At 56.8% G+C, this 22,087-nt stretch carries 20 protein-coding genes; 10 read left to right on the top strand and 10 right to left on the bottom strand.

Annotated elements, in window-relative coordinates; all coding sequences use genetic code 11:
- Position 1: 1 nt before the first annotated feature.
- Positions 2-1,450, bottom strand: a complete 1,449-nt coding sequence (locus Q1A00_RS01795; protein WP_298404201.1) for a peptidoglycan-binding protein — start codon at positions 1,448-1,450, stop codon at positions 2-4.
- A gap of 122 nt (positions 1,451-1,572) precedes the next feature.
- On the opposite strand from Q1A00_RS01795, the gene nth reads away from it, so the two are divergent.
- Positions 1,573-2,235 (top strand): endonuclease III, encoded by a 663-nt coding sequence (gene nth, locus Q1A00_RS01800; RefSeq protein ID WP_298404199.1) that lies wholly within the window; start codon positions 1,573-1,575, stop codon positions 2,233-2,235.
- 263 nt (positions 2,236-2,498) lie between these two features.
- On the opposite strand, the gene Q1A00_RS01805 is transcribed toward nth, so the two are convergent.
- Complete coding sequence (locus tag Q1A00_RS01805) at positions 2,499-3,917, bottom strand: MFS transporter (RefSeq protein ID WP_298404197.1); 1,419 nt, start codon at positions 3,915-3,917, stop codon at positions 2,499-2,501.
- Positions 3,918-4,158: 241 nt separating this feature from the next.
- Between Q1A00_RS01805 and Q1A00_RS01810 the strand changes: the two genes are divergently transcribed.
- Together Q1A00_RS01810 and Q1A00_RS01815 are read left to right on the top strand one after the other, a co-directional pair.
- Positions 4,159-5,133 carry a sodium-dependent bicarbonate transport family permease gene (locus Q1A00_RS01810; RefSeq protein ID WP_298404195.1) on the top strand — a complete coding sequence of 325 codons (975 nt, stop codon included), beginning with the start codon at positions 4,159-4,161 and terminating at the stop codon, positions 5,131-5,133.
- 16 nt (positions 5,134-5,149) lie between these two features.
- Positions 5,150-5,458, top strand: coding sequence for a transcriptional regulator (locus Q1A00_RS01815; RefSeq protein WP_298404193.1), 309 nt, complete (start codon positions 5,150-5,152; stop codon positions 5,456-5,458).
- 27 nt (positions 5,459-5,485) lie between these two features.
- Here the strand turns inward: Q1A00_RS01815 and Q1A00_RS01820 are convergent, their stop codons facing one another.
- A complete protein-coding gene (locus Q1A00_RS01820; protein WP_298404190.1) occupies positions 5,486-6,511 on the bottom strand; it encodes a gluconeogenesis factor YvcK family protein in 1,026 nt (341 codons plus the stop codon).
- A gap of 90 nt (positions 6,512-6,601) precedes the next feature.
- Here Q1A00_RS01820 and dcm point away from each other — a divergent pair, with 90 nt between their 5' ends.
- From dcm to Q1A00_RS01835, 3 genes are all read left to right on the top strand, one after another.
- A complete protein-coding gene (dcm, locus tag Q1A00_RS01825) occupies positions 6,602-7,606 on the top strand; it encodes a DNA (cytosine-5-)-methyltransferase (protein ID WP_298404187.1) in 1,005 nt (334 codons plus the stop codon).
- Between the two features lie 30 nt (positions 7,607-7,636).
- On the top strand, positions 7,637-8,566 hold the full coding sequence (locus tag Q1A00_RS01830; protein ID WP_299754979.1) for a hypothetical protein: 930 nt from the start codon (positions 7,637-7,639) through the stop codon (positions 8,564-8,566).
- A 217-nt stretch (positions 8,567-8,783) separates the two neighbouring features.
- Positions 8,784-9,335 (top strand): DUF3267 domain-containing protein, encoded by a 552-nt coding sequence (locus Q1A00_RS01835; protein ID WP_298404184.1) that lies wholly within the window; start codon positions 8,784-8,786, stop codon positions 9,333-9,335.
- Here the strand turns inward: Q1A00_RS01835 and Q1A00_RS01840 are convergent.
- From Q1A00_RS01840 to Q1A00_RS01850, 3 genes are all read right to left on the bottom strand, one after another.
- Positions 9,284-10,564 (bottom strand): glycosyltransferase family 4 protein, encoded by a 1,281-nt coding sequence (locus Q1A00_RS01840; protein ID WP_298404182.1) that lies wholly within the window; start codon positions 10,562-10,564, stop codon positions 9,284-9,286. The genes Q1A00_RS01835 and Q1A00_RS01840 overlap by 52 nt on opposite strands.
- Before the next feature lie 224 nt (positions 10,565-10,788).
- On the bottom strand, positions 10,789-12,306 hold the full coding sequence (locus tag Q1A00_RS01845) for a tetratricopeptide repeat protein (protein WP_298404180.1): 1,518 nt from the start codon (positions 12,304-12,306) through the stop codon (positions 10,789-10,791).
- Between the two features lie 3 nt (positions 12,307-12,309).
- On the bottom strand, positions 12,310-13,308 hold the full coding sequence (locus tag Q1A00_RS01850) for a molybdopterin-binding protein (RefSeq protein WP_298404178.1): 999 nt from the start codon (positions 13,306-13,308) through the stop codon (positions 12,310-12,312).
- A 112-nt stretch (positions 13,309-13,420) separates the two neighbouring features.
- Here Q1A00_RS01850 and Q1A00_RS01855 point away from each other — a divergent pair, with 112 nt between their 5' ends.
- On the top strand, positions 13,421-14,245 hold the full coding sequence (locus Q1A00_RS01855; protein ID WP_298490490.1) for a DUF3352 domain-containing protein: 825 nt from the start codon (positions 13,421-13,423) through the stop codon (positions 14,243-14,245).
- Here the strand turns inward: Q1A00_RS01855 and Q1A00_RS01860 are convergent.
- A complete protein-coding gene (locus Q1A00_RS01860) occupies positions 14,223-14,615 on the bottom strand; it encodes a hypothetical protein (protein ID WP_298404172.1) in 393 nt (130 codons plus the stop codon). The two genes, Q1A00_RS01855 and Q1A00_RS01860, sit on opposite strands and share 23 nt — an antisense overlap.
- A gap of 127 nt (positions 14,616-14,742) precedes the next feature.
- Here Q1A00_RS01860 and Q1A00_RS01865 point away from each other — a divergent pair, with 127 nt between their 5' ends.
- Together Q1A00_RS01865 and Q1A00_RS01870 are read left to right on the top strand one after the other, a co-directional pair.
- Positions 14,743-15,948, top strand: coding sequence for a methionine aminotransferase (locus tag Q1A00_RS01865; RefSeq protein ID WP_298482513.1), 1,206 nt, complete (start codon positions 14,743-14,745; stop codon positions 15,946-15,948).
- A 62-nt stretch (positions 15,949-16,010) separates the two neighbouring features.
- Positions 16,011-17,522, top strand: coding sequence for a carboxypeptidase M32 (locus Q1A00_RS01870; protein ID WP_298404166.1), 1,512 nt, complete (start codon positions 16,011-16,013; stop codon positions 17,520-17,522).
- A gap of 386 nt (positions 17,523-17,908) precedes the next feature.
- On the opposite strand, the gene Q1A00_RS01875 is transcribed toward Q1A00_RS01870, so the two are convergent.
- From Q1A00_RS01875 to Q1A00_RS01885, 3 genes are all read right to left on the bottom strand, one after another.
- Complete coding sequence (locus Q1A00_RS01875) at positions 17,909-18,973, bottom strand: hypothetical protein (protein WP_298404164.1); 1,065 nt, start codon at positions 18,971-18,973, stop codon at positions 17,909-17,911.
- Positions 18,974-19,114: 141 nt separating this feature from the next.
- A complete protein-coding gene (locus Q1A00_RS01880) occupies positions 19,115-20,347 on the bottom strand; it encodes a glycosyl hydrolase family 18 protein (RefSeq protein WP_298404161.1) in 1,233 nt (410 codons plus the stop codon).
- Between the two features lie 47 nt (positions 20,348-20,394).
- Positions 20,395-20,748: a metallopeptidase family protein gene (locus Q1A00_RS01885; protein WP_299643603.1), complete on the bottom strand. Its 354-nt coding sequence runs from the start codon at positions 20,746-20,748 to the stop codon at positions 20,395-20,397.
- A 209-nt stretch (positions 20,749-20,957) separates the two neighbouring features.
- Here Q1A00_RS01885 and Q1A00_RS01890 point away from each other — a divergent pair, with 209 nt between their 5' ends.
- On the top strand, positions 20,958-22,022 hold the full coding sequence (locus tag Q1A00_RS01890; RefSeq protein ID WP_298404155.1) for a M42 family metallopeptidase: 1,065 nt from the start codon (positions 20,958-20,960) through the stop codon (positions 22,020-22,022).
- Positions 22,023-22,087: the final 65 nt, after the last annotated feature.

The following is a 22,087-nucleotide window of genomic DNA, read 5'->3' on the forward strand; positions in this document are numbered from 1 at the left end:
CTTACAACGCAATGCTGCGGGCTAATAACGCTTGCCACGTCGCGCAATCAATGCTATCCCCCGCTGGGAGACCAGCAGTGGCACGGAAGGCGCGAACCGCAACGGCGGTCGTCGGGCCGAACAGACCATCAACCGGGCCGGGATCGAAGCCGAGCGCCGCCAGCCGGCCTTGCACATCAGCGACCGCCGGATCGTAACGGCGTTCCGGCGCCGCTTGCGGGGACAGCGGGGAAAAGAGCGCGCAATCGTGCGCCGCCAGATCCGCCGCCGGCGTCCACGTTAAGGCAAATCCGGCAGCGGCAGTAATGAGCGGCGGTAAGGCCGGATCAGCCGGCAACCAGACGAACGACTCGCTGTCGGCAAAGCGCACCAGCGCGCCTTGCCCTTGCCGATCCCACAAGACCAGCACCGGTTCATCAAATTGTTCTGGGCGCAGCGGTGTGAGCACGCCATTATCGCTAACCTGTACCATTTGCGGGCGAAAGGGATAGTCCCAGCTATACTCACTGGCTGGTGCCATTTCTACAAACGCGTAGATCACACCATCGGCCAGCCGTTGCGGCGCGCGCACCAACGGGATCGCTGTTTCGCGGCTCTCAAGAACTGCGAATTCCTCGCCGCTAATAGAGTCGATCCGGTAGAGGCCAAACCGAATATCAGGTCCGGGACCGCCGCCCGCCACCGTTATCTCACGGCTATCAACGCTCCACAGCTCCTCTTCGCAACAACTAAAGGCGCGCACCGGCTCGTCTTCCGGCCCGATAATCATCACTTCACCACCGGGTATGCCCATTTCCGGGAGCATCACCGCGAAAAGCAAGATCTGCACGCCGTTCGGCGACCACGCAACTGGTATATAACGCCACGCCGGATTGGCGACATCTGGTTCAGCCGGCTCAGGATCATCGGCACGCCCCAAGCTAGGCCACCCGCCAGTGATGTAACTGAGGTACACACCGCTCGGCGAATCTTCACGCCCGACGATCAAGCCGGGGGCCGGATCGGTGAGATGGTAAACGACCTTCTGGCCATCAGGCGAAATGCGAGGATAGCTGATGGACTGCTCGCGAACCAAAGCTCGCCGGCCCACGCCATCGAGAACGACCAGTTCATCGCCGGTAAGATAGACCAACGTCCCGTTTTCAGCTACACTCAGCTCGCGCACCGGCTGCGGTTCGTAGGTGATCTGGACGAGGCGGTTACCATCGGGTTCGAGACGCATGACCTGACCGTTGTGGATCAAATAGACTGGGGCGGGTAGGGTAGCAGCAGGGACAAGCGTCGGTGATGCTACTGCTGCCGTTGCTGTGGCCGGCAACAGCGTGGGGACAGCGGTTGGCGCCTCTGCGACAGGCGTGGCCGTGGGGGATGGCAGGGGCGCGGGCGGCGCAGTAGCGCAGGACGCGAGCAGAAGTGCGACCATCCACCAGATGAACCAGCGTTTATTCACGAACACGCTCCTAGAGTGAATTGAACTTGCGCCCAACGCAGCACGAGTTGCCTTGCGCCAATGGTTTCGAGTATCATCATACGGCATGCCAGCGCAGTTTGCTAGGAGGAAGAGGAGGTTTTGTGACTGCGACGCAGTTCCCGATCGAGCAGGTGTTAGATACATTGGAACGCGAATTGGCTAAGTTTACGCTTCCACTAATCGACCAGATGGGGGAAGTGAGCCAGACGCCATTCCGCATTTTGATTGCCACCATCCTCAGCCTGCGCACGAAAGACACTCTGACCGCCGTAGTGGCGCCACGCCTGTTTGCCATTGCCGATACGCCGGCAGCGATGCTGGAACTGGGTGAAGAGCGGATTGCCGAGCTGATCTATCCGGTTGGCTTTTATCGGGTCAAAGCACGCCAGATTGTCGCTATCTGCCGGATTCTGCTTGAAAAGTACAACGGTGCAGTGCCGTCTGACCTTGATGAACTGCTCACATTGCCCGGCGTGGGCCGCAAGACGGCCAATCTGGTGGTCACTGCCGGCTTTGGCTTACCCGGCATCTGCGTTGATATTCACGTCCACCGCATCTGTAACCGCTGGGGTTATGTGCAAACCCGCACCCCCGAAGAGACCGAAATGGCACTGCGGGCTAAGCTGCCGCAACGCTATTGGATTCCGATCAACCGATTGTTGGTTACATTGGGACAAAACATCTGCCACCCTACGTCGCCGCGGTGCAGCATCTGTCCAATCCGCAACGTGTGCCCGCGGATTGGGGTCACGCGCAGCCGGTGACACAAAGGCGTAGAGAACTCTTAACGCAAAGGCGCGTAGGATGCTAAGGACACAGAGAGTATTAACGCAAAGGCGCAGAGTGCGCAAAGAACGCAAAGGGATGATAAGGGACGGGGTTGTTGTATGGGGGTCTATACTGAGATGGCTAGTATGCCAGCATCTATACACGCCGCCAGAAAATTACGAGAAAACCACCAACCTCCACATTTCCCCCCTTAAAACCTCTGCGCCCTTCGCGTCTTTGCATTAAAAACATTCGCGCCTTAACCGCGATTATGGCGCGCCGCCAGCCGCGCCAGCGTCTCGGTGTGGCTAGCTTTGGTGATCGGATAGAAAGCGGTCAAGATCATCCCGCAGATCAAGATTACCGTTGGCAGCGGGCCAATCAGCAGTCGGATCGCTAACAGCGCACTTTCCGGCTGCTGGCCGGGCAGCAGATTCTCGTTGAAGCCGGCAAATTGCAGCGCCAAACCAACCAAAAATAGGCCGAGTGCCAAACCTATCTTTTGCAGCAGTACCATAAACCCGTAGAACATCCCCTCGCGGCGCTGGCCGGTCTCTAACTCATCCAGCTCGATCACATCGGGCATCATACTCCACGGGATGAGATATGCGGTCGCTACACCGGCTCCTGCAATGACGCCGAGCACGATCGCTAGTGTAATTTGTTCGGGCTGAAGAAAAAAGAGAAATGCTTGTACGCCAATCCAAATTAGACTACCAATCATATACACTGCCTTCTTACCGATTCGACGGCTAATCGCGCTCCATACAAACAGAAAGACCAGCGCCGAACCCTGTACGGCAAAAAGCATAATTGGAATAATATCGTTGGCGCTAGCAAAGGTCAGCCCAAACGCAGTCGCCGGAAATTGAGGCACACTGCCTAGCCAAAAGACGATAAAGAAGGTCAACACACTGGATGTCACCTGCACTGCCAGCCACGAGAACATATAGATGCCGACAACAAAGAGAAAAGGTCGATTTTTGAACACATACCGAATCTGATCAAGTAAACTCAGTTCTTCCACGCCGGGCTCAGGTTCGTAACGTTCGCGCGTGCCAAAAAAGCACCAGAGAAAGGGTACCGCAATCAACACACCGATCACCGCACCAGACACGAGATAACCGGTCTGCTGATCGGCAAATTGACCAACAATGATCTGATGCAGAATGCCACCGAGTAGACTACCACCGATACTGAAGGCGAAACGGTAGGAATTGAGTGCTGTACGCTCGTCGTAGTCGCGGGTAAGTTCAGGTGTTAGCGCAGTGTACGGTACATTTACTACTGTAAACGCAGTATCAAAAAGCAGCGCAATGACTAGGTAGTAGATAAACTTACCGGTCACATCTAAAGGCGGCACGATCCATTGCAAGAAAAAAAGCAGACCAAACGGCGCTGCGCCGAACAGCAACCATGGCCGTCGCCGTCCCCAACGGGTTTGAGTTTTGTCAGTGAGCCAACCGACAATCGGATCATTCACTGCATCCCAGATTTTGACAATGAGTAGAACGGTACCCGCGAGACCGGGCGGCAAGCCGGCAATGGTGGTAAGAAAATAGAGCTGAAAGAACGACGCAACAATCGTGGCAATCGCCGGACCGAGATCACCAGCTCCGAAGGCGAGGCGAGTTGCCAACGGCAGACGCTCAGAGTGTGCCGACGTCGTGGCGGCCATAGGGTGCAGCTCCTTAGGATGCAGAACGGCGAACAATGGCTACATTGTAGCACTGCTAGCTATGTTACGCGAGGTGGTAGGATAGAATAGACTGCTTGGTGGTAATCATAGCTGGGGATTATCACGAGAGGCTGCCGTTGGTGAAGCTATGTCCTAAACCACGGGAATCGCCGGCCAGCCTCTGCCTACTACAGCATATGGGGATCGACGCGCGCTGAAACACCTGCAACGAAGGAACGATATGCCGATTCTTGAACTGATGCAGATCAATCTTCTCTCACCAATGGTACTGGCGTTTGGGTTGGGGATCATTGCTACACTGATGCACAGCGACCTGAAATTACCCGATGAGCTGTACACGACCCTATCGATCTACCTGTTGTTGGCAATTGGCTTGAAAGGCGGGGTGGCACTGGCCGAAACGAGTTTGGCGGTGTTTTGGGCGCCGGCCCTTGCAACGTTGTTGTTAGGGTTGATTATTCCGTTGATTGCATACACCGTCGCCCGTCGCCTAGGAAAGCTCAGCGTTGCCGACTCAGCAGCATTAGCCGCCCATTACGGTTCAGTGTCGGCAGTAACGTTTGCTGCAGCGCAGACATTTCTTGATACGATTGGCATACGGTATGAAGGATTTATGCCGGCGCTCGTTGCTATTCTGGAAGTGCCGGCCATTGTGATCGCGTTGCTGATCGCGCAAATGGCTGGTGGGCACCAAGGTGGCGACTGGCGTGCAGCGGTGCGTGAATTACTCACCAGTAAAAGCATTTTGCTGTTAGTCGGTGGGATGGTGATTGGTTGGCTCGCCGGCCCGCGCGGTGGTAAAGAGGTAGCACCACTGTTTGTCGATCTGTTCAAAGGTGCGCTTACCTTCTTCTTGCTCGAATTGGGCATGGTGGCAGCACGACGCTTCCGCGATCTGCCGAGCGCCGGTTGGTTTCTCCTCGGTTTTGCAATTATCATCCCGATTATCAATGGGACACTCGGCGTTTGGTTTGGTAGCATCGCCGGTCTGTCATTCGGTGGTAGTATGATACTGGGTGTCTTAGCGGCAAGCGCCTCGTACATTGCTGCACCGGCTGCAGTGCGTATTGCGTTGCCGCAAGCTAACCCCAGCTTTTATCTGACCGCCGCACTCGGTATTACCTTCCCGTTTAACCTTGCTATTGGGCTACCCATTTACTACACGCTGGCTACGTGGATTGCCGGTGGATCATAAGGAAGGATGAGACAGCATGGAGTTAACCACGGTTAAACTGGTCACTATCATCGCCGAAGCGGTGCTTGAAGAGCGTATGTTGCACGACCTGCGCCAACTCGGCGCCCGCGGCTACACTGTCGGCTCGGTGCGCGGCGAGGGTACCCGCGGCGTGCATGCCAGCGAGTGGGAAGGGCATAGTCTGCGCATCGAAACCCTCGTCGCCCCTCCTGTGGCCGAACGTATCTTGCAGCATCTGGCGAGTACTTATTTCCCGCATTTTGCCGTGATTGCGTACACGACCGATGTGCAGGTCGTGCGGGGTGAGAAGTTTCGCGGGATATAGCGAGGCGCTAACTGGAATAGATGATGGCTACATGTTTGCCCGATCAAGTGCAATCTTCCACAGCGCTAACCCTAGCGTCTGAGGATCGTGGCGGATGGTGTCGGCCTTATTCCACAACTCGCGCGGACCGGGGTCAGGCTCGGCCAACTCGCGCACGAGCGGTTCAACACCGAGTGCGCGGATCGCTTGTCGGTCGGCATCAGTCACGATCAGCGGGTGTAGGCCGGCAGCACTGTAGCGCGCCGCTACCGCCGGGTGTAGCGCATTGGCATCGTTAAGTAGCGCTACATCGAGCACACCGGGGCCGAGCACCTCAACCAACCGCGCCACGTGATCAGCAATCGCCATGCCATCAGTCTGGCCGGGCTGGATGGTGGTGTTGCAGACAAAAACTATCGTCGCCGACGTTGCCCGCAACGCTTCGACGAGGCCCTCGAAGCAGAGCGTGGCGAGGAGCGAGGTATAGAAGCTGCCCGGTCCGATGACCACCAAATCGGCAGCAGCAATCGCTGCCAGCGCAGGTTCGTAGGCAGCAGCCGGCGGATCGAGAAATACGCGGCGGATGGGCGGCTTACCCAGCGCACGCACCGCCGCCTCTTCGACCACGATCCGACCATTGATCAACTCGGCACACAGACGGGTATTGGCCGTCGAAACGGGCAGCACCTGTTCGGGACAGCCCAACATCTGACGTGCCGTTGCTACTGCCACCGCAAAATCGCCTTCCATCTGCGCCAACCCACCTAGGAGCAGGTTACCTACTGCCATCCCATCAAGCAACGGCAACGCTGAACTGCGCAGCCGGTACTGCATGAGCCGGGCCAGCGGGCCGTTCGGATCAGCCGCCAGCGTCGCCAGCAGATTGCGCAGATCGCCGGGTGCAGGAATATTCGCGATCAGACGAGCCGCGCCGGTGCTCCGACCCGAATCGGTGACGGCAATGACCGCCGTGCGTTCGGCAAAAAACGGTCGTGCGCCGAGCAATACCTGCGCACTGCCGCCGCCACCGCCAATGGCAACGAGGCGGAGGGGAGGAAGATGGGATTGGGACATGACAGACTCCTTCCAATGAACTTGACAGCCATCAAGCCATACTGTATACATCAACTATGTTCAAACGCAACGAATTCGGACACGTTCCTTATGGATCAGCGAATCACCTTCATCGACCTCTTTGCTGGAATTGGCGGTATCAGACTAGCCTTTGAACGCGCAGGCGCAACGTGCATCTTCGCTTCTGAATGGGACAAGATGGCCTGCCGTACCTACGAAGCGAATTTTGGCGACAAACCGGCTGGTGACATTACACAAATACCGGCAGATGACATTCCTGATCACGATATTTTGACTGCTGGTTTTCCTTGCCAACCCTTTAGCATTGCCGGCGTTACAAAGCATAATGCGCTCGGTAATGCTCACGGATTTGCCCACATCACCCAAGGAACCCTCTTTTTCGATGTAGCGCGCATTATTGATCGCAAAAGACCACGCGCATTTTTGTTAGAAAATGTTAAACATCTTGTTAGTCATGATCGAGGAAAAACGTTCCGAATTATTTACGAGACACTTACCGAAGAACTCGGGTACTTCGTCTACCACAAGGTGATCGATGCGCGCCTTCTTGTCCCACAACACCGTGAGCGGATTTATATTGTCGGCTTCTCGGATCCGATTGCGTTTGAATTTCCAACGATTCCTGATCGAAAACCAAAATTACGGGATATTCTCGAATCTGATGTTGATCCAAAATACACGCTTACCGATCACTTATGGAAGTACCTCCAGCAGTACGCTGACAAGCATCGTGCGAAGGGAAATGGCTTCGGGTTTGGATTAGCTGATCTTGATCAAGTTACTCGTACATTAAGCGCTCGGTATTATAAAGACGGTTCTGAGATCTTGATCCCACAGGAAGGGAAAAATCCACGTCGCCTCACTCCACGCGAATGCGCCCGCCTGATGGGTTTTCCAGAGAGTTTTAAGATTGTCTGTAGCGATACAAGCGCATATCGACAATTTGGCAATTCTGTGGTTGTACCGATCGTTGAACATATTGCCAACGAGATAATGAAGGCTTTGCGTAATCCCATCCTAAAGCGTGAACAAGCTTATAATTTGCGCTTGTTTGAATTATGTGAAACAAGATAGCTTGATAACATTAGCAAGGATGCCGACCACATGCCAATCTATTTTTCCACTGACGAAGCGATAGCGTATTTGCAAAGCGTAATAGTAAACAATAAAGCGCGCGGTATGATTGCCGAGATTGAATTAGAAAACTTCGTACATCCATCACAACAATTTCTTTCAGGAGCTTGGATCATCTCACCCAAAACACCGCAGTTTTACCAGTATCGCTATGCAGTTTTTGTTCTACCTGAACTTTATCTCAATGATCAAGAAATAACTCAAGCAATTGATAGTTGGAATAAAAACGGGAGGTTTCAAGCCATAGCTACATTTCTTAACGCTAACGGAATCGGAGTGATCGTTGCGGGAGCGATAAGCTCATCGCCAAACATTGACCAACTATCTTGGAAAAACTACGTGTACGCCGATCAACAGTTCACCCCTTCCAATCATCTGTTTACCCGTTGGCCGGAGCGTGGGCGCAATGCGCGCGGCAACTGTTGGCATGAAGATATCAAAAACCGTTTTTTGCAGGCAAGCGAAACCCAACTCACCGCTCTCACGTTACGGCAGGCATTTTACTATAGTTACCTCAAACAGCGGTTACACAAATCGCTAGCCGATCCGTATGATGTAGACCTGTTCATTGTTGGTTCTGACAGTACAGTGCTACCAGTTGAAGTCAAGGAGAAGAGTCCAACCCGTCGAGGTGATTTCGGCTTAGATGCCGGTCGCATTTTGATGATGCTGAGACTGTGTCTTACTACCCAAAGTAATGGTGTTTACTTGATCCGTCAAGTTAACACTGACGAACAGAGAGGTTTTGTTGCATGGCGCTATACTCTTTTATCTGATATCGTGATGGGTTGTAGCTGGAACTTACAGGCTGGTGGGAGAGGTATGCTTGGCGGGATGACCCAAACGGTGATGTTATCAGACGACCTTTTCAAACCTTATTCAGCCAGATATGCTTACTGAAGATTGGCTACGCCGTCACAGCAATGTAACCTCTTCAATTCGCGAGTTAGCCGACGAGTTTGCTAAGAAATTATCAGACTTTCTGCCGTAGCGAATGAGCTTTGGTATTTGCTCCTTATTCAGCACAAACAGCTTATTATCCAGTTCAACCCTATCTCGCTAGATGCAAGGAAATGAACCCAGATGGGCGTCCATGTTACATCATGAGGTGCTACCGATGGACACCTCACAAACCGCTTACCAACACCTTGATCGCTCGGTTTCGTTTACGCAGGCCAATCTGGGCGCGCTGCTGTTTGGTCTGCCGCTTGCCCTGCTGCTCATCTTCGCACATATCCTCATTCATCAATCGTTCTTACTCATAGCATCGTGGGAACTATTGGGAGCCTTCGTGATTGGCGTTGTCGTCCACGAAGGGTTGCATGCCGCGGGGTGGATGATTGCCGGACACCTGCCGCTGAGCGCGATCACATTCGGCTTCAGCATCAAAGGGCTGGCACCGTATGCCCATGCCAAACAGCCGTTGCCGATCAATGCCTACCGTTTTGGCACGGCTCTGCCGTGCGTGACGCTCGGCATCATCCCCGGCCTGATCGGCATTATCGGCAATTGGCCGATGGTCACCGGCTTTGGCGCGATCATGACCCTTGCTGCCGGGGGTGATCTGCTAATCTTGTGGATGCTACGACGTGATCCGGCCACAGCGTTGGTGGTTGATCACCCCGATCGGGCGGGGTGTGAGGTGTGGTTGCCGGCCAGTAACTCGTGATAGAGGGCCAGCGTTTGCCGTGCTACGACCGGCCAATCGAAGGTTGAGCGCACGATCCGTTCGCCTTCTGCTCCCCACGCTGGCCAACGGTCACGGGCGGCTAATGCAGCGCGCAGTTGAGCGGTAAGATCATCAACGTCACCCGGCTGCACTAATAGGCCGTTGCGGCCCGGAAAGACCTTGTCGGGAATCCCGCCGATTGCGCTGGCGACCACCGGCCGACGATGGATCATCGCTTCGAGCGTGACGAGTGAACTGCCTTCGTAGCGGGTGGGATGCACGAACAGGTCAATCTCTTCGTAGAGACTGTGTAACTCCTCATCGTTAAGCCGCCCGACAAAGAGGGTGTGATCGGCAATACCGGCCTCCTGCGCCTGCTGCTCGAGCGCCTCGCGCGCCGAGCCGCTACCGACCAGCAACCAGCGCCAATTGGCTGGCAATTCATTGTGCAAGCGGGCAAGCGCCGCGATCAAGACATCAAAACCCTTGTTGGGTTCGAGCCGGCCCACGCTGAGCAAAATCGGGCCGCCACTCGTCAACCCCAACCGGAACCGCAGCGCCATGCGCAGATCGCTGCGCACCTGTGCTAAACACTCTTCGACGTCTATCGCCGAAGGGATAACCACGACCTTCACCGGATCAACGCCAAGATAGCGCGGAAGATCATCTTTGGTGCAAGCGTCGGTTGCAATCACGCGATCGGCTTGGCGATGGCCGTAGGCGTAGAGCAGTCGGAATGGGGCGTAGGCTAGCCATTTCAGCCGGTCAGGAGTGCGAAACTCTTCCATGCCGTGCGGGTTAGCGACAAACGGCGTGCTAAGCAAGCGTGGGTCACGCTGGCGGGCCACCGCGTAACCAAAGACACACAACCCCTGTGTATGCACCACATCGAACGCACCGGCTAGCACGCGCTGCGCAGCAAGGCGCCCGATCCGCCAACTGTACAGTGGAAAATTGATCTGACGACCAATAACCCCATTTGGTGGCAGCAACGGAGTTGTATAATCGTAACGAAGAGTCTCGATCGCATAGGGACGGAGATCGCCTTGCTCGGCGTTGTCCGGCGGGGTTTGTACGTAGAGCGTCACTTCTACTCCCAAACGGGTCAGATATTTGGTGAGATGGTAGACGTGGCGCTCGATACCGCCAAAACCGTGCAGTGGGAAGACCGCGCGCGCCAACATCGCCACCCGGATCGGGCGGGGATGAAGCGGATGGGTGGCGTCCATGGCTGCGCAATCCTCCCTCGATGCGATATCACCAAGCTGCCGCGATGATACCACAAAACCAGCAAGGCGCGATACAGCGGCGTAAAGCGTCATCGTACAGGCGTAACGCCAGTTCTAGGGTGAGGTCAACGTATGGTGATAACACACCTACCACGCTTCACGTCTTTATGGAACGTTAATCACAACTGCGGAACCCCATGCCCAAGAACGTCGTATTCACTCCCTCACATTTGGCGGAAGAGCGAACCGCGCTGCGCCCATGCCCACGCATTGTTGGGGTCAATTTCGACAGCACGGGTCAGATCGATAAACGCTTCTTCGTAAATCTTGAGCGCCTGATAGGTTGCGCCGCGCCGGCTCAGCACCCACGAGTCATCGGGGTTGAGTTCAAGCGCGCGATTGAAATCTTCGATCGCCTCATTGTAATGGCGCATAAGGCGATAGGTTTCGCCCCGCTCAGCGAGCACCCATACCACATCGGGTTTCAGTTCAAGCGCACGGTTAAAATCGGCCAACGCCTCTTCGTAACGGCTCAACACCCGATACACCTGCCCACGGCTGCCCAACGCCCACGCATGATCGGGTTGCAATTCGATCGCGCGGCTAAAATCGGCCAACGCTTCGTTGTAACGGCGGCGCAGGCGACAAATCTCGCCCCGTTCGGCAAATGCGCCCACGTGGTTGGGTTCAAGCTCGATCACGCGGCTGAAATCGGCCAGCGCCTCATCAATCCGATCGGCGGCGCGATGCAAGAGGCCACGCTGCATATAGACCCATGCATAATCGGGATCGAGTTCAAGCGCGCGGTTGAAATCGGCTAAGGCCGCTTCAGTATCACCAAGCGCGCGGAAGGTAGCGCCGCGACTGCCTAACGCCCATGCATAATCGGGATCAAGCTCGATCGCACGACTAAGATCGATCAATGCGCCATCGTAGTCGTCAGCCAAACGACGCGATTCACCGCGCTCGGCATAGAGCCATGCCAGATCGTCTTGCAAGGCAATGGCGGCGTCAAAATCGGCAATGGCCGCCGGATAATCGCGCAATTCGCGGTAAGCAATGCCGCGATGCCCCAGCGCCCACGGATAATGAGGATCTATCGCCAAAGCCTGCGTAAATGCCTCGATCGCTTCCGGGTGCCGACGCAGCGCCCGCAGCGCCTCGCCCCGCTCGGCGTGAACCCATGCCAGTGTCGGATTCAGCGCCAGCGCCGCGTCAAAGTCGGCTATTGCCTCATGATGGCGGCGCATCGCTCGCCATACTTGGCCACGGCTACCTAGCGCCCATGGATAGGCAGGACGCAACTCGATTGCGCGCGAAAAGGCCGCAATGGCCTCTTCATAGCGGCGCAACATGCGCAGCGTCTCGCCGCACTCGGCGTGATACGCGGCATCTTCAGGATCAAGTTCACACGCTCGCGTCAGATCAGCCAACGACTCTTCCATCCTTCCCAATTCACGCAGCACTTGCCCGCGCTGAAAGTAGGCCCACGCATAGTCTCTATCAAGTTCGATAGCACGATTGAAATCGGCCAGCGCCGCTTCGCGCCGGTCGTGGTACAAACTTTCAAGGCTCATCACTCCCCCTTTCAGCGTGTTCAGGCGTGCTGGCAGATATATTACCATTACGCAAGCGGCTGCGGCGAAGTTGCACCGGCGATCGAGATTGCGAAGAGCATCACGGCTACCGCGCTCGCGGATACGGCAGTCAAACAGCCGTGCTCCGTAGCCGGGCTGGTTCATACCTCATCCGCGCCGGGAGGCGCCAAGCAGCCCGCCAAGGCCCAGCGCAGCAATCTCGCGCCGACCGAGCCGCTCATTTGCCATTAGTCGCGGCAAGATCAGATCAACAATATTCTGGTCGCGTGAACGCACACAACCGGGCGCGCCAATCAGGGGGATGGTATCAACGGCGTGATGAAGATAGGCTAGCAACAACAGATTCCCCGGCTCAACCGGCGCGCCGTAATGCGCGATCTCGCCACCTAGTCGCCGCACTGCTCGCGGAATGACATCATCGCGATCAACGACCGACGTCTCACCGGCAGTGATGATAATATTCGATCCGGCAGCCATGAGGTCAGCTAGACCGACAGCAACTTCATACTCATCTAACGGCAAATCTCGGCAGGCAACTATCGTTGCACCAAGATCGGTGATCCGACCGGCAATGGCCGGCAATATGCCTCGTTCCACCCTTGCTCGTGCCGCCGGGCTACTTACCAATGCCACACCAAACTGCTGCCGAACCAACGGAGCAACCCGCAACACGCCTGCTCCACCGGCTATGGCGGCTGCTTGCAGCAGATCGGTCACGGGGACGGCAAACGGAATGATCTTGATCGTTGCGATCATCTGTCCGGCAGTAACCAAGGTGTAAGGAGGAAGGGTCGCAATCGTAAGACCATCGATCAGGTTGATCGAGAATAACGCTTCAGCATTAATCATCAGTGGGCCATCACTGACTGCATATAGGTTGACCCGACCGGCGTGCGGTTCGCCAATTGCTACCCCCGACCCAGCGACGATCTGCGCTACCCGAATAGCCGCTTCGTCTTCGTGGACATCATCAGGCGCTAATATCGCTACCCGTACTGCCGATAGCCCTAGCTCAACCAGACGCGGCACATCTTCAACACGCAGGCGCCGTCCTTTATGAAACGCTTTTCGCCCTTGCGCATCGGCTACATTGTGGCAGAGAATATGACCAACCGCCGCTGCCGGCGGTAAGGTTTCGATCCGCATATATGCCTGCCTCTGGGTAGGGTGAGAACGAAGAGTTGCAGGGATTACGAAATTCAGTCTATACCTATGGTACCATATCAAGAGAGCATTGGACTGCCTCTGTGACAAGACTATGATCAAAACATCAACCATTCCCCGTGAACGAGGTCTTGGTTACGCCTTCGCCGGCGGACTGGCGATCACCTTGATTGCTACTCTGATCGGCGCTATGTTCGTCTACTGGTTTACCACCGTCCAACGCGGCCCAGCGCCGGCAGAACTCTTACCGGCTGATGTCCAACTGTACGCTAGCCTGTCACCGACCCTTAGCGACGTGCCTGAACAACCGCGGATCGAACGGGCGCTCAGCGAAGTGTTTGGCCTCACGATGCCAGCAGATGCAGCTGCCAACGTTGCCGCTGTGCTTGGCGTGAAGCTCGATAGCGATGTGATAACGTGGATCGGCAGCGATATTGCAGTCGTGGTACGTGACTTTACCCCGGTTACGAATGATGTGGCCACCGATTTGGTTGAAAATGGCGAGGTATTGGTCTTTCTGGCTTCGCGCAACGATCCGCTAGCCAAGATCTTTCTAGACAAATATCTGGAAGTGCGCCGGAACCGGGGTGAAACGTTTACCGAGCAACGGGCCGGCAATGCGACGATCTACATCGGCGAGATTGCCAGTCCGCTGCGGGCAGTAGGCTTGATCGAGCACTATATCGTCTTTTCTAACCGGCCAGAAGCGCTGCTTGATCTGGCAGCCGGCCCAGATCGACCAAACCGACTGGCCAGCCTGCCTACATTTCAGCAATTCCGCGAGACGATAGCGACCGTGCGTTCCGGCACGCTCTACACTGATGGTTCGCCCGCTGCCGAAGCGGCGCGGGCGGCGGTGCGAGCATGGTTGGTGAAGGTGTTGGGGGAAGGATCGGCTATTCACCGTCCTTCTCAATAATCTGTACTTTATTGCTCGCCGGCGGCGAGGTGGGGCGACGGTTCCAATTCAGCACCTGCCCGAGCAATGCCCACATTCGCTGCTCGACGGCATCCTCGCGGCCAATCAGCAGCAGGCTCACGCCACCGAGCACCAAAATGCCCGGCCACACCAAATTGATCAGCGAAAGCAGCGCCAAGCCCACGCCCCACAACAAGGCCTGCACCGCTTCGTTAGTGCGGCCAAGGCTGCGTTGGCGGCGGTAGATGACGATACCGCCGCCAGCCAGCAACGCGATCGGCACCAGCCACCACAACTTAAAGATCGCGACAATACCCATCGTCACTAAGAGCAGACCGATTAATCGCATCTGATCGCGCTGGAATGACATATTCTTCCTCCTTCAACGTTCGTACTCTGGTACTGCCGGTATGACGCCGATGCAGTCGCAAAAGTTGCACCGGTCTGTGGTACCATACAGAAAGCCGGTTCTTCTGCCATCCATCAGAGGTTCACTGATGACCACAGCACCCAGCGCCGAGCGCGTTCGCCAGTTTGGCACCACGATTTTTGCCGAAATCAGCGCCCTTGCCGTGCAGTGCGGCGCGGTCAATCTTGGGCAAGGCTTTCCTGATTTCGCCGGGCCGGAATGGATCAAGCAAGCAGCCGCTGAGGCAATTGCCGCCGATGCTAATCAGTATGCCCCTTATATTGGCATTCCTCGGTTACGAGAGGCGATTGCTGCCACGTGGCAGGCCCACGGCTGGCGTGCGATCGATCCGCAGAACGAAGTGACCGTCACCAGCGGCGCGACTGAGGCACTCTTCGCGGCAGTGCAGGCGTTGGTTAACCCCGGCGATGAGGTCATTCTGTTCGAGCCGTTTTACGATGCGTATCTGCCTGATGTGACTATGGCCGGCGGCGTGCCGCGCTTCGTCCGCCTCCATCCGCCGGTAGAAGGCCAAACAGGGTGGTGGTTTGATCCGGCGGAATTGCGCGCCGCCTTTTCAGCGCGCACGCGTTTGGTGATGCTGAACACGCCCCACAACCCGACTGGCAAGGTCTTTCGACGGGCCGAACTCGAGCAGATCGCCGAGCTGTGCCAGACTTACGATGTGGTAGTGGTATCGGATGAGGTCTATGATCAGTTGGTCTTCGCTGGCGCTGAACACATTCCTATCGCGACCCTGTCGGGAATGTGGGAGCGCACCTTGACGATTAACAGTATCGGCAAGACGTTTAGTCTCACCGGCTGGAAGATCGGGTACGCAGTTGGCCCGGCCCACCTCAACGCCGCGCTGCGCGCGGCTCACCAATGGATCACCTTCGCCACCGCCACCCCGTTGCAATTTGCGGCGGCGGCGGCGCTTGAAGAGGCGCTGCGCAACGGCTATTACGCCCAGTTTCGCGCTGAGTATACCGCTCGTTACCGGCTCTTGGCTGAAATACTAGCAAGTGTTGATTTGCCGGTATTGCCAACCGAAGGCAGTTACTTCTTAATGGCCGATATCTCATCAACCGGCTTTGATCATGATGTCGCCTTCTGCCGCTTTCTTACCCAAGAAGTCGGCGTCGCCGCTATCCCGCCCTCGGCCTTCTATGCCCGCCAGCACGATTTGCCGTTGCTAGCCCGGTTTTGCTTCGCCAAACGCGACGAGACTCTCCGCGCTGCTCAGCAACGGCTACTGGCGTGGCGACAACGCCAAACCACAAAGAATGGGTAACTCCTTAGTAGTTTGAGGATCACGCTCCATACTTGGCGCTCACGAGAAAGCGAGTCATAACCATGGAAACCCGTTTGCACGAACTCCGCACCCGTTTGCAGGAAATTGACGATATCAACAGCGCAGCCGCCGTGCTCAATTGGGATCAGAGCACCTATATGCCGCCCGGCGGCGCTGCCGCGCGCGCCCGCCAACTGGCCACCCTCTCACGGTTGGCCCACGTGCGCAGCACCGATCCTGAATTGGGCCGGTTGTTGGCTGACCTGATGCCCTACAGCGAACAGTTGCCCTATGACCATCCCGATGCGGCGCTGATCCGGGTGGCGCAACGCAATTACGAGCGCATGACCCGGATTCCGGTTGATCTTGCGAGCGACATTGCAGCACATACAGCGGCTAGCTACCATGCATGGACGCAAGCCCGTCCGGCGAATGATTTCACCACCATGTTACCGTATCTCGAACGCACGCTCGAACTAAGCCGGCGAGTGGCCGACTGCTTCCCCGGCTACGACCATCCCGCCGATCCACTGATTGACGTTAGCGACTATGGCATGCGCACCGCCGTGATTCGCGACCTCTTTGCCCGCCTACGCGCCGGCCTCACCCCGATCATCCGGGCAATTGTCGCCCAACCGCCAATTGACGACTCATGCCTGCGCAAATACTACCCGCGCAATGATCAACTGGCCTTTGGTGAGCAGATCATTCGCCAATTCGGGTATGACTTCGAGCGCGGACGGCAAGACCTCACCCACCATCCGTTTGCGACCAAGTTTTCGGTCGGCGATGTGCGCATCACGACCCGCATTAATGAGCATGATTTAGGCGATGGTTTGTTCAGTACCCTGCACGAATCAGGCCACGCTATGTACGAACAAGGTGTTGATCCGGCGTTCGAGGGCACGCCTCTCTGCGGTGGCGTGTCAGCGGGAGTGCATGAAAGCCAATCGCGGCTGTGGGAAAATCTGATCGGCCGCTCACGGCCATTCTGGGAGCATTTCTACCCCGAATTACAACAGACGTTTCCCCAGCAACTGGGCAACGTCCCGCTCGACGAATTCTATCGCGCAATCAACCGGGTACAACCGTCGCTTATCCGCACCGATGCTGATGAAGTGACGTATAACCTGCACGTGATGATCCGGTTTGATCTGGAATTGGCCCTGCTAGAGGGCAACCTGAAGCTGCGCGACCTACCGGAAGCATGGAATGCGCGCTACGCCGAGGATTTAGGGGTGACGGTGCCCGACTATCGCGATGGCGTGCTGCAAGACGTGCATTGGTTTGGCGGTCTGATCGGCGGCGCGTTCCAAGGTTATACGCTAGGGAATATCCTTAGTGCGCAGTTCCTTGCTGCCGCTCGTGCAGCCCATCCCGAAATTGATGATGAGATTGGGCGGGGTGAATTCGCTAGCCTACACGGCTGGCTGCGCGAGCATATCTATCGCCACGGCAGCGTGTATACGCCCAATGAACTGATCGAGCGCGCGACCGGTAAGCCGATGGAGATTGAGCCGTATCTGACCTATCTGCGCCAGAAGTACGCGGCGATCTACGGAATCGCGTTGTAGGGGTGACGCTAATGATGCCCTCTCCCCCCGCACGACAGGAGAGGGTGTACCGCTCCCTCTCGGAGTGATGGAATCGCACCTTTGTGCAAGATTGCTTCACCTCGCTCCGCTCGTAATGACGGGCGACCGCTGCGCCCTGCGCGCCTTGACGTGAAAACCTCTGCGTCTTTCCTCACATGGTGGCTTGGCGTTGATTCCCTCTCCCCCTCCGCACGACAGGAGAGGGGACACCGCTAGATGGCGGGCAAGGCAGGGCAGAAGGGGAACGCCCTCGCCTCCCGCGCGGAGTGATGGAGTTGCGCCTTTGTACGAGACTGCTTCGCCTCGCTCCGCTCGGCTCGCAATGACAGCAGGGCCGGGCATTACGAGGCGCGGGGGGATGCCAATCAACGAATAGTATACGCGCTTATGAGGCTCATCTCGCCGAGACGTTGGCGCTGCGATTGAAAACCGGCTTGGGCACGCTCGATAAACGCGCGTGCCTCTTGGAAGCGAAGCGCGGCACGATTGGCGTTCGCCACATCGTAAGTGCTGTAGAAGTCGAGGATGGCATCGAGACCGGCCAACTCTAGCTCAAGCCCCTGCCGATAATCTTCGTGAGCCGGCATCAGCACTCCCGGCGCACGCAGTTCACCAAGATTAGCCAGCGCCTGCGCTACTGTCGCTCGCAGCCGTTGGGTCGCCGCCACATGGTTGATCGACGCGCCACCGGGCTGGCTCGTCTCTTGCCGATAGGCAGCCGAAGCAGTGCGCAGATCGGTGCGGATCGCATCAATCGCGGTAAGATACGAAACGGTGAGGCTCTCGACGACGGCGAGCGGCTCGGCTTCAAGCGCCGGAATGGGGGTCGGAGTCGCAAGTGGCGCTGCCAGAGCAGTTTCGACGGTAAAGGCTGGTTCTTGCTCGGCAGCCAGCGCCGCAAGCGCGCGCTCGCGGGCAACGCTCACACTCTGATGCAAGATGAGCGCCACCGCCAACAACACAATCGGCAACACCCACAACACTATCCGCACCCGCGACGTTTCGCGGCGCTGCCAACGCCAATGAACCCACCAATCGCGGCTTTGCGCAGTTGGTGTGGGTGGAGAAGCAGGTGCGGCATCGGCGGCTGGTTCCGGCGTCGATGCCGGCGGCGCGAGGTCGGCAATTGGACGCGCAGTCGTCGTGCCTTGCCGTTCGAGATAGGCCAGACCACGACGAGCGTGGGGATTATTGGGGTTAATGCGCAAGACGGCTCGCAAACAAAAAGCGCGCTGCGCTGGATCGTCAACCACGCCGCTCAACCACAGCCATGCCCGTTCATCGCGGGGATCGAGCTTGAGCGCACGCGCTAGCAAGCCGGCAGCAACCCGGCGCTGCCCGCCGCGCGCCGCCGCAATGCCACGCTCGACCAAATCACGCGCCTCGGTTGGATTGGCTCGGACACCGGGTTCGCCTGCGGTGGTGGTCATGATGTAGTCCAATGTATCTAATTTGGAACGCACGGATGTGCGCCGCTACGATTGACGGTTACGCTGATCACCAGAGGGCGTACCGCCGGGGGAGGCGCACTGCCGAGATGCACTGCTGGGGCGCACTACCGTGCGCCCCTACTAGTGTTCCGGTAATAAGGCGTTTAATGCCCGTTGAATCAACGTTGAATCCTGCACTAAACTAGCGCGTACCGTCTGCCAATATTCTGGCCGTTCGTACCCCAACTGCCAAATCGCAATACCCGCCAAATCAAGCTTCTGCACCGTCGCGATCTTATCGGCGAGACCGGTATCAGTCATAAACCAAACGGTGCGCGTACCGGCGCTAGTGCGATAAGTAAAAGTGCTCTCACCGACCCGTCCGCGAGCGTTGCGTTCGATAAAGCTCACTGTCGGTTGATACTCGTTGATGATCTCTTCGATAATCTTCCAAGGCCGAGCGGTAGCATTGCCGTCTGGCGGCCAATCGTAGCCGTAGAAGTGAACGCCGATCAGTACCTTAGCCGGATCAACGACCTCACGAGCATAATTGGCGACGGCTTCAATCCAGTACGCTGGAGCAACCGGCCCCGGTCCTGACCCACGCCAGTGGTAATCGTACGTCATAATCCGCAATTGATCAACATGCGGCCCGATCGCACGCCAATCTTGAAACGCACCTAAACCGCCATCATCACGATCTTTGGCATGGACAGCGACAGTCAAGAGCCTGTCGTGAGCGTGCAATGCCGCAGCAAGATCAACGATAAACGCGGTAAAATCGTCGCGCAGCGAAGGCGCGAGCGATTCATAATCAATATCAATTCCATCGTAACCGCGTGCCAAGACCTCATCGACAATATTTTGGATGTGGCGCGCGCGTAATTGCGGATTGGTCAACACTGGCACCACCGCGCCGGGGTTGCCAACATTATGAATTGAGGGGATGATACGCACGTTGTTTCCATGTGCAATCCCCACCAGATCATCATCGCGCCGGCCATAGAGCCGTCCGCTCGCATCGGTGGTATACCAAAAGGGACTAATGTCATCGATAATATCGACATTGGCGAAAAACGACTCGCGTGCATCGCCGGCAAAATTCGGCGGCAGCCAGACCGCGATATATCGCCCGCTCTTGGGATGATACCCAACCGTCTCTGGTTGGGGCGGAGCGGTAGTTGGCAGCGGCGTCGGCGGCACCGGCGTCGGCAACACCAGCAATGGCGCAGCGGTGGCAGTAGGAATCACCGCAACGGTTGGCGTTGGAGCATTCGCCGAGAGCGCAATGAGCGCGCTTGACATCTGCACGGTCTGCCAGAGTAAGAAACCAGCAATCGCCAACGCGCCAACATACATCATTCCGGTGATCATCGTACTGATCCGCACGCGCTACCTCTTGAACGACAACCGATACTCGCTTAATACGCGCCCAACTCGCGTAACCGCTCATCGCTAATCCCGAAATGGTGGGCGATTTCGTGCAAGACAGTGCGCCGCACCTGCTCGCGCAGTGCCGCTGTGGTGCGAAAATCGCGTTCGAGCGGCTCTTGGAAGATGGTAATCATCGCTGACGCATTATACTCATCGGTGAGCGGTACCCCTTCGTAGAGGCCATAAATCGTCTGCCATGGCTTCAACCCAAGTGCGCGCCGTTGGTCACGGCTTGGACGTGGCGCAATCACCACTTCGACCGTTTCGAGATGGCGCGCAAAAGCAGGGGGTAAACTCGCGATGACTTCAGCAACCAAATTAGCAAAGTCAGGCTTTTCCATTGCGTTTGCTATCAAGTATAATGTAGAGCCACAGCTTCATTATACTGGCCGCAGTTAAATGGCGTCAAGCATTTTGCCGGTTTTCACAAAGCCAAAAACGCATCTTAGTCTGATCGAGCGAGCGAAAAATCGGCAACACTTATCATGAGAGTTACTCTAACAGCTCGTTTTTACACATTCCCGCAACAGAAGAGGTAAGGATCATCCTCATGCAAGACATGCAAATCGCATTTCTCAAGCGCCTCCTAAGCGCGCCGGGGCCATCGGGCGACGAAGATCGGGCGGCACGAGTGTGGCGGGCTGAGGCACGCACTTTCGCCGATCAAGTGTACAGTGATGTGCTCGGCAACAGCTTTGCCGTCCTTGAAGGCAGCGGGCCGCGCATTCTGCTGGCTGGCCACATTGACGAAATTGGCGTCATGATCAGCCATATTGATGAGAATGGCTTTCTCTACTTCAGCCCCATTGGCGGTTGGGATGCACAGGTGCTGATCGGGCAACGCGTGCGCTTGCTAGGCCGACGCGGCGAAGTGCTCGGCGTCGTCGGCAAAAAGCCAATTCATTTGCTGAAACCAGAGGAGCGCACTCAAGTAACCAAGATCGAGCAGATGTGGATTGATATTGGCGCGTCGAGCCGCGCCGAAGCGACCGAATTGGTGCAGGTCGGCGACGTGGGCGTAATTGATGCACCAGTGTACGAATTGCGCGGCGGGCGAATTGTGAGCCGCTCGATCGACAACCGGATCGGGGCGTTTACTGTGCTCGAAGCATTGCGCTTGCTCAGCCAAAACCGCCCGGCAGCCTGCGTCGCCGCCGTGGCGACCACGCAGGAAGAGATTACCTTCGGCGGCGCAACCACTGCCGCGTTCAGCTTTGACCCGCAAGTCGCGCTTGTGGTTGATGTCACCTTCGCTACCGACCATCCCGACGCCGATCAGCGCCAGTGGAATACGGTGAAGCTTGGCGGCGGGCCGGTGCTTTCGCGCGGTTCGGCCAACAGTGGCCGCGTCTTCCGCCGGCTGGTCGAATTGGCCGAACGCGAGTCGATCCCGTACACCGTCCAAATTGCGCCACGCTACACCGGCACTGACGCTGACGCGATCCATCACGTGCGCGGCGGCATCGCCAGCGCAGTGATCTCGATCCCTAATCGCTATATGCACTCACCCAACGAGATGATCGAGATCAGCGATGTGGCGCATGCAGTCAAATTGATCGCCGCGTTTGTTCATTCGGTGGCGAGCGTCACAGAATTCATTCCCACCGATGAATAATCTTATTCCGCAACCACCATCGCATCGTGGTACAATAGGCATTGTCGCGCCGCCGCTGTCGCGAC

It is taken from the genome of uncultured Chloroflexus sp. (genome assembly GCF_938091255.1).
GTDB lineage: Bacteria > Chloroflexota > Chloroflexia > Chloroflexales > Chloroflexaceae > Chloroflexus.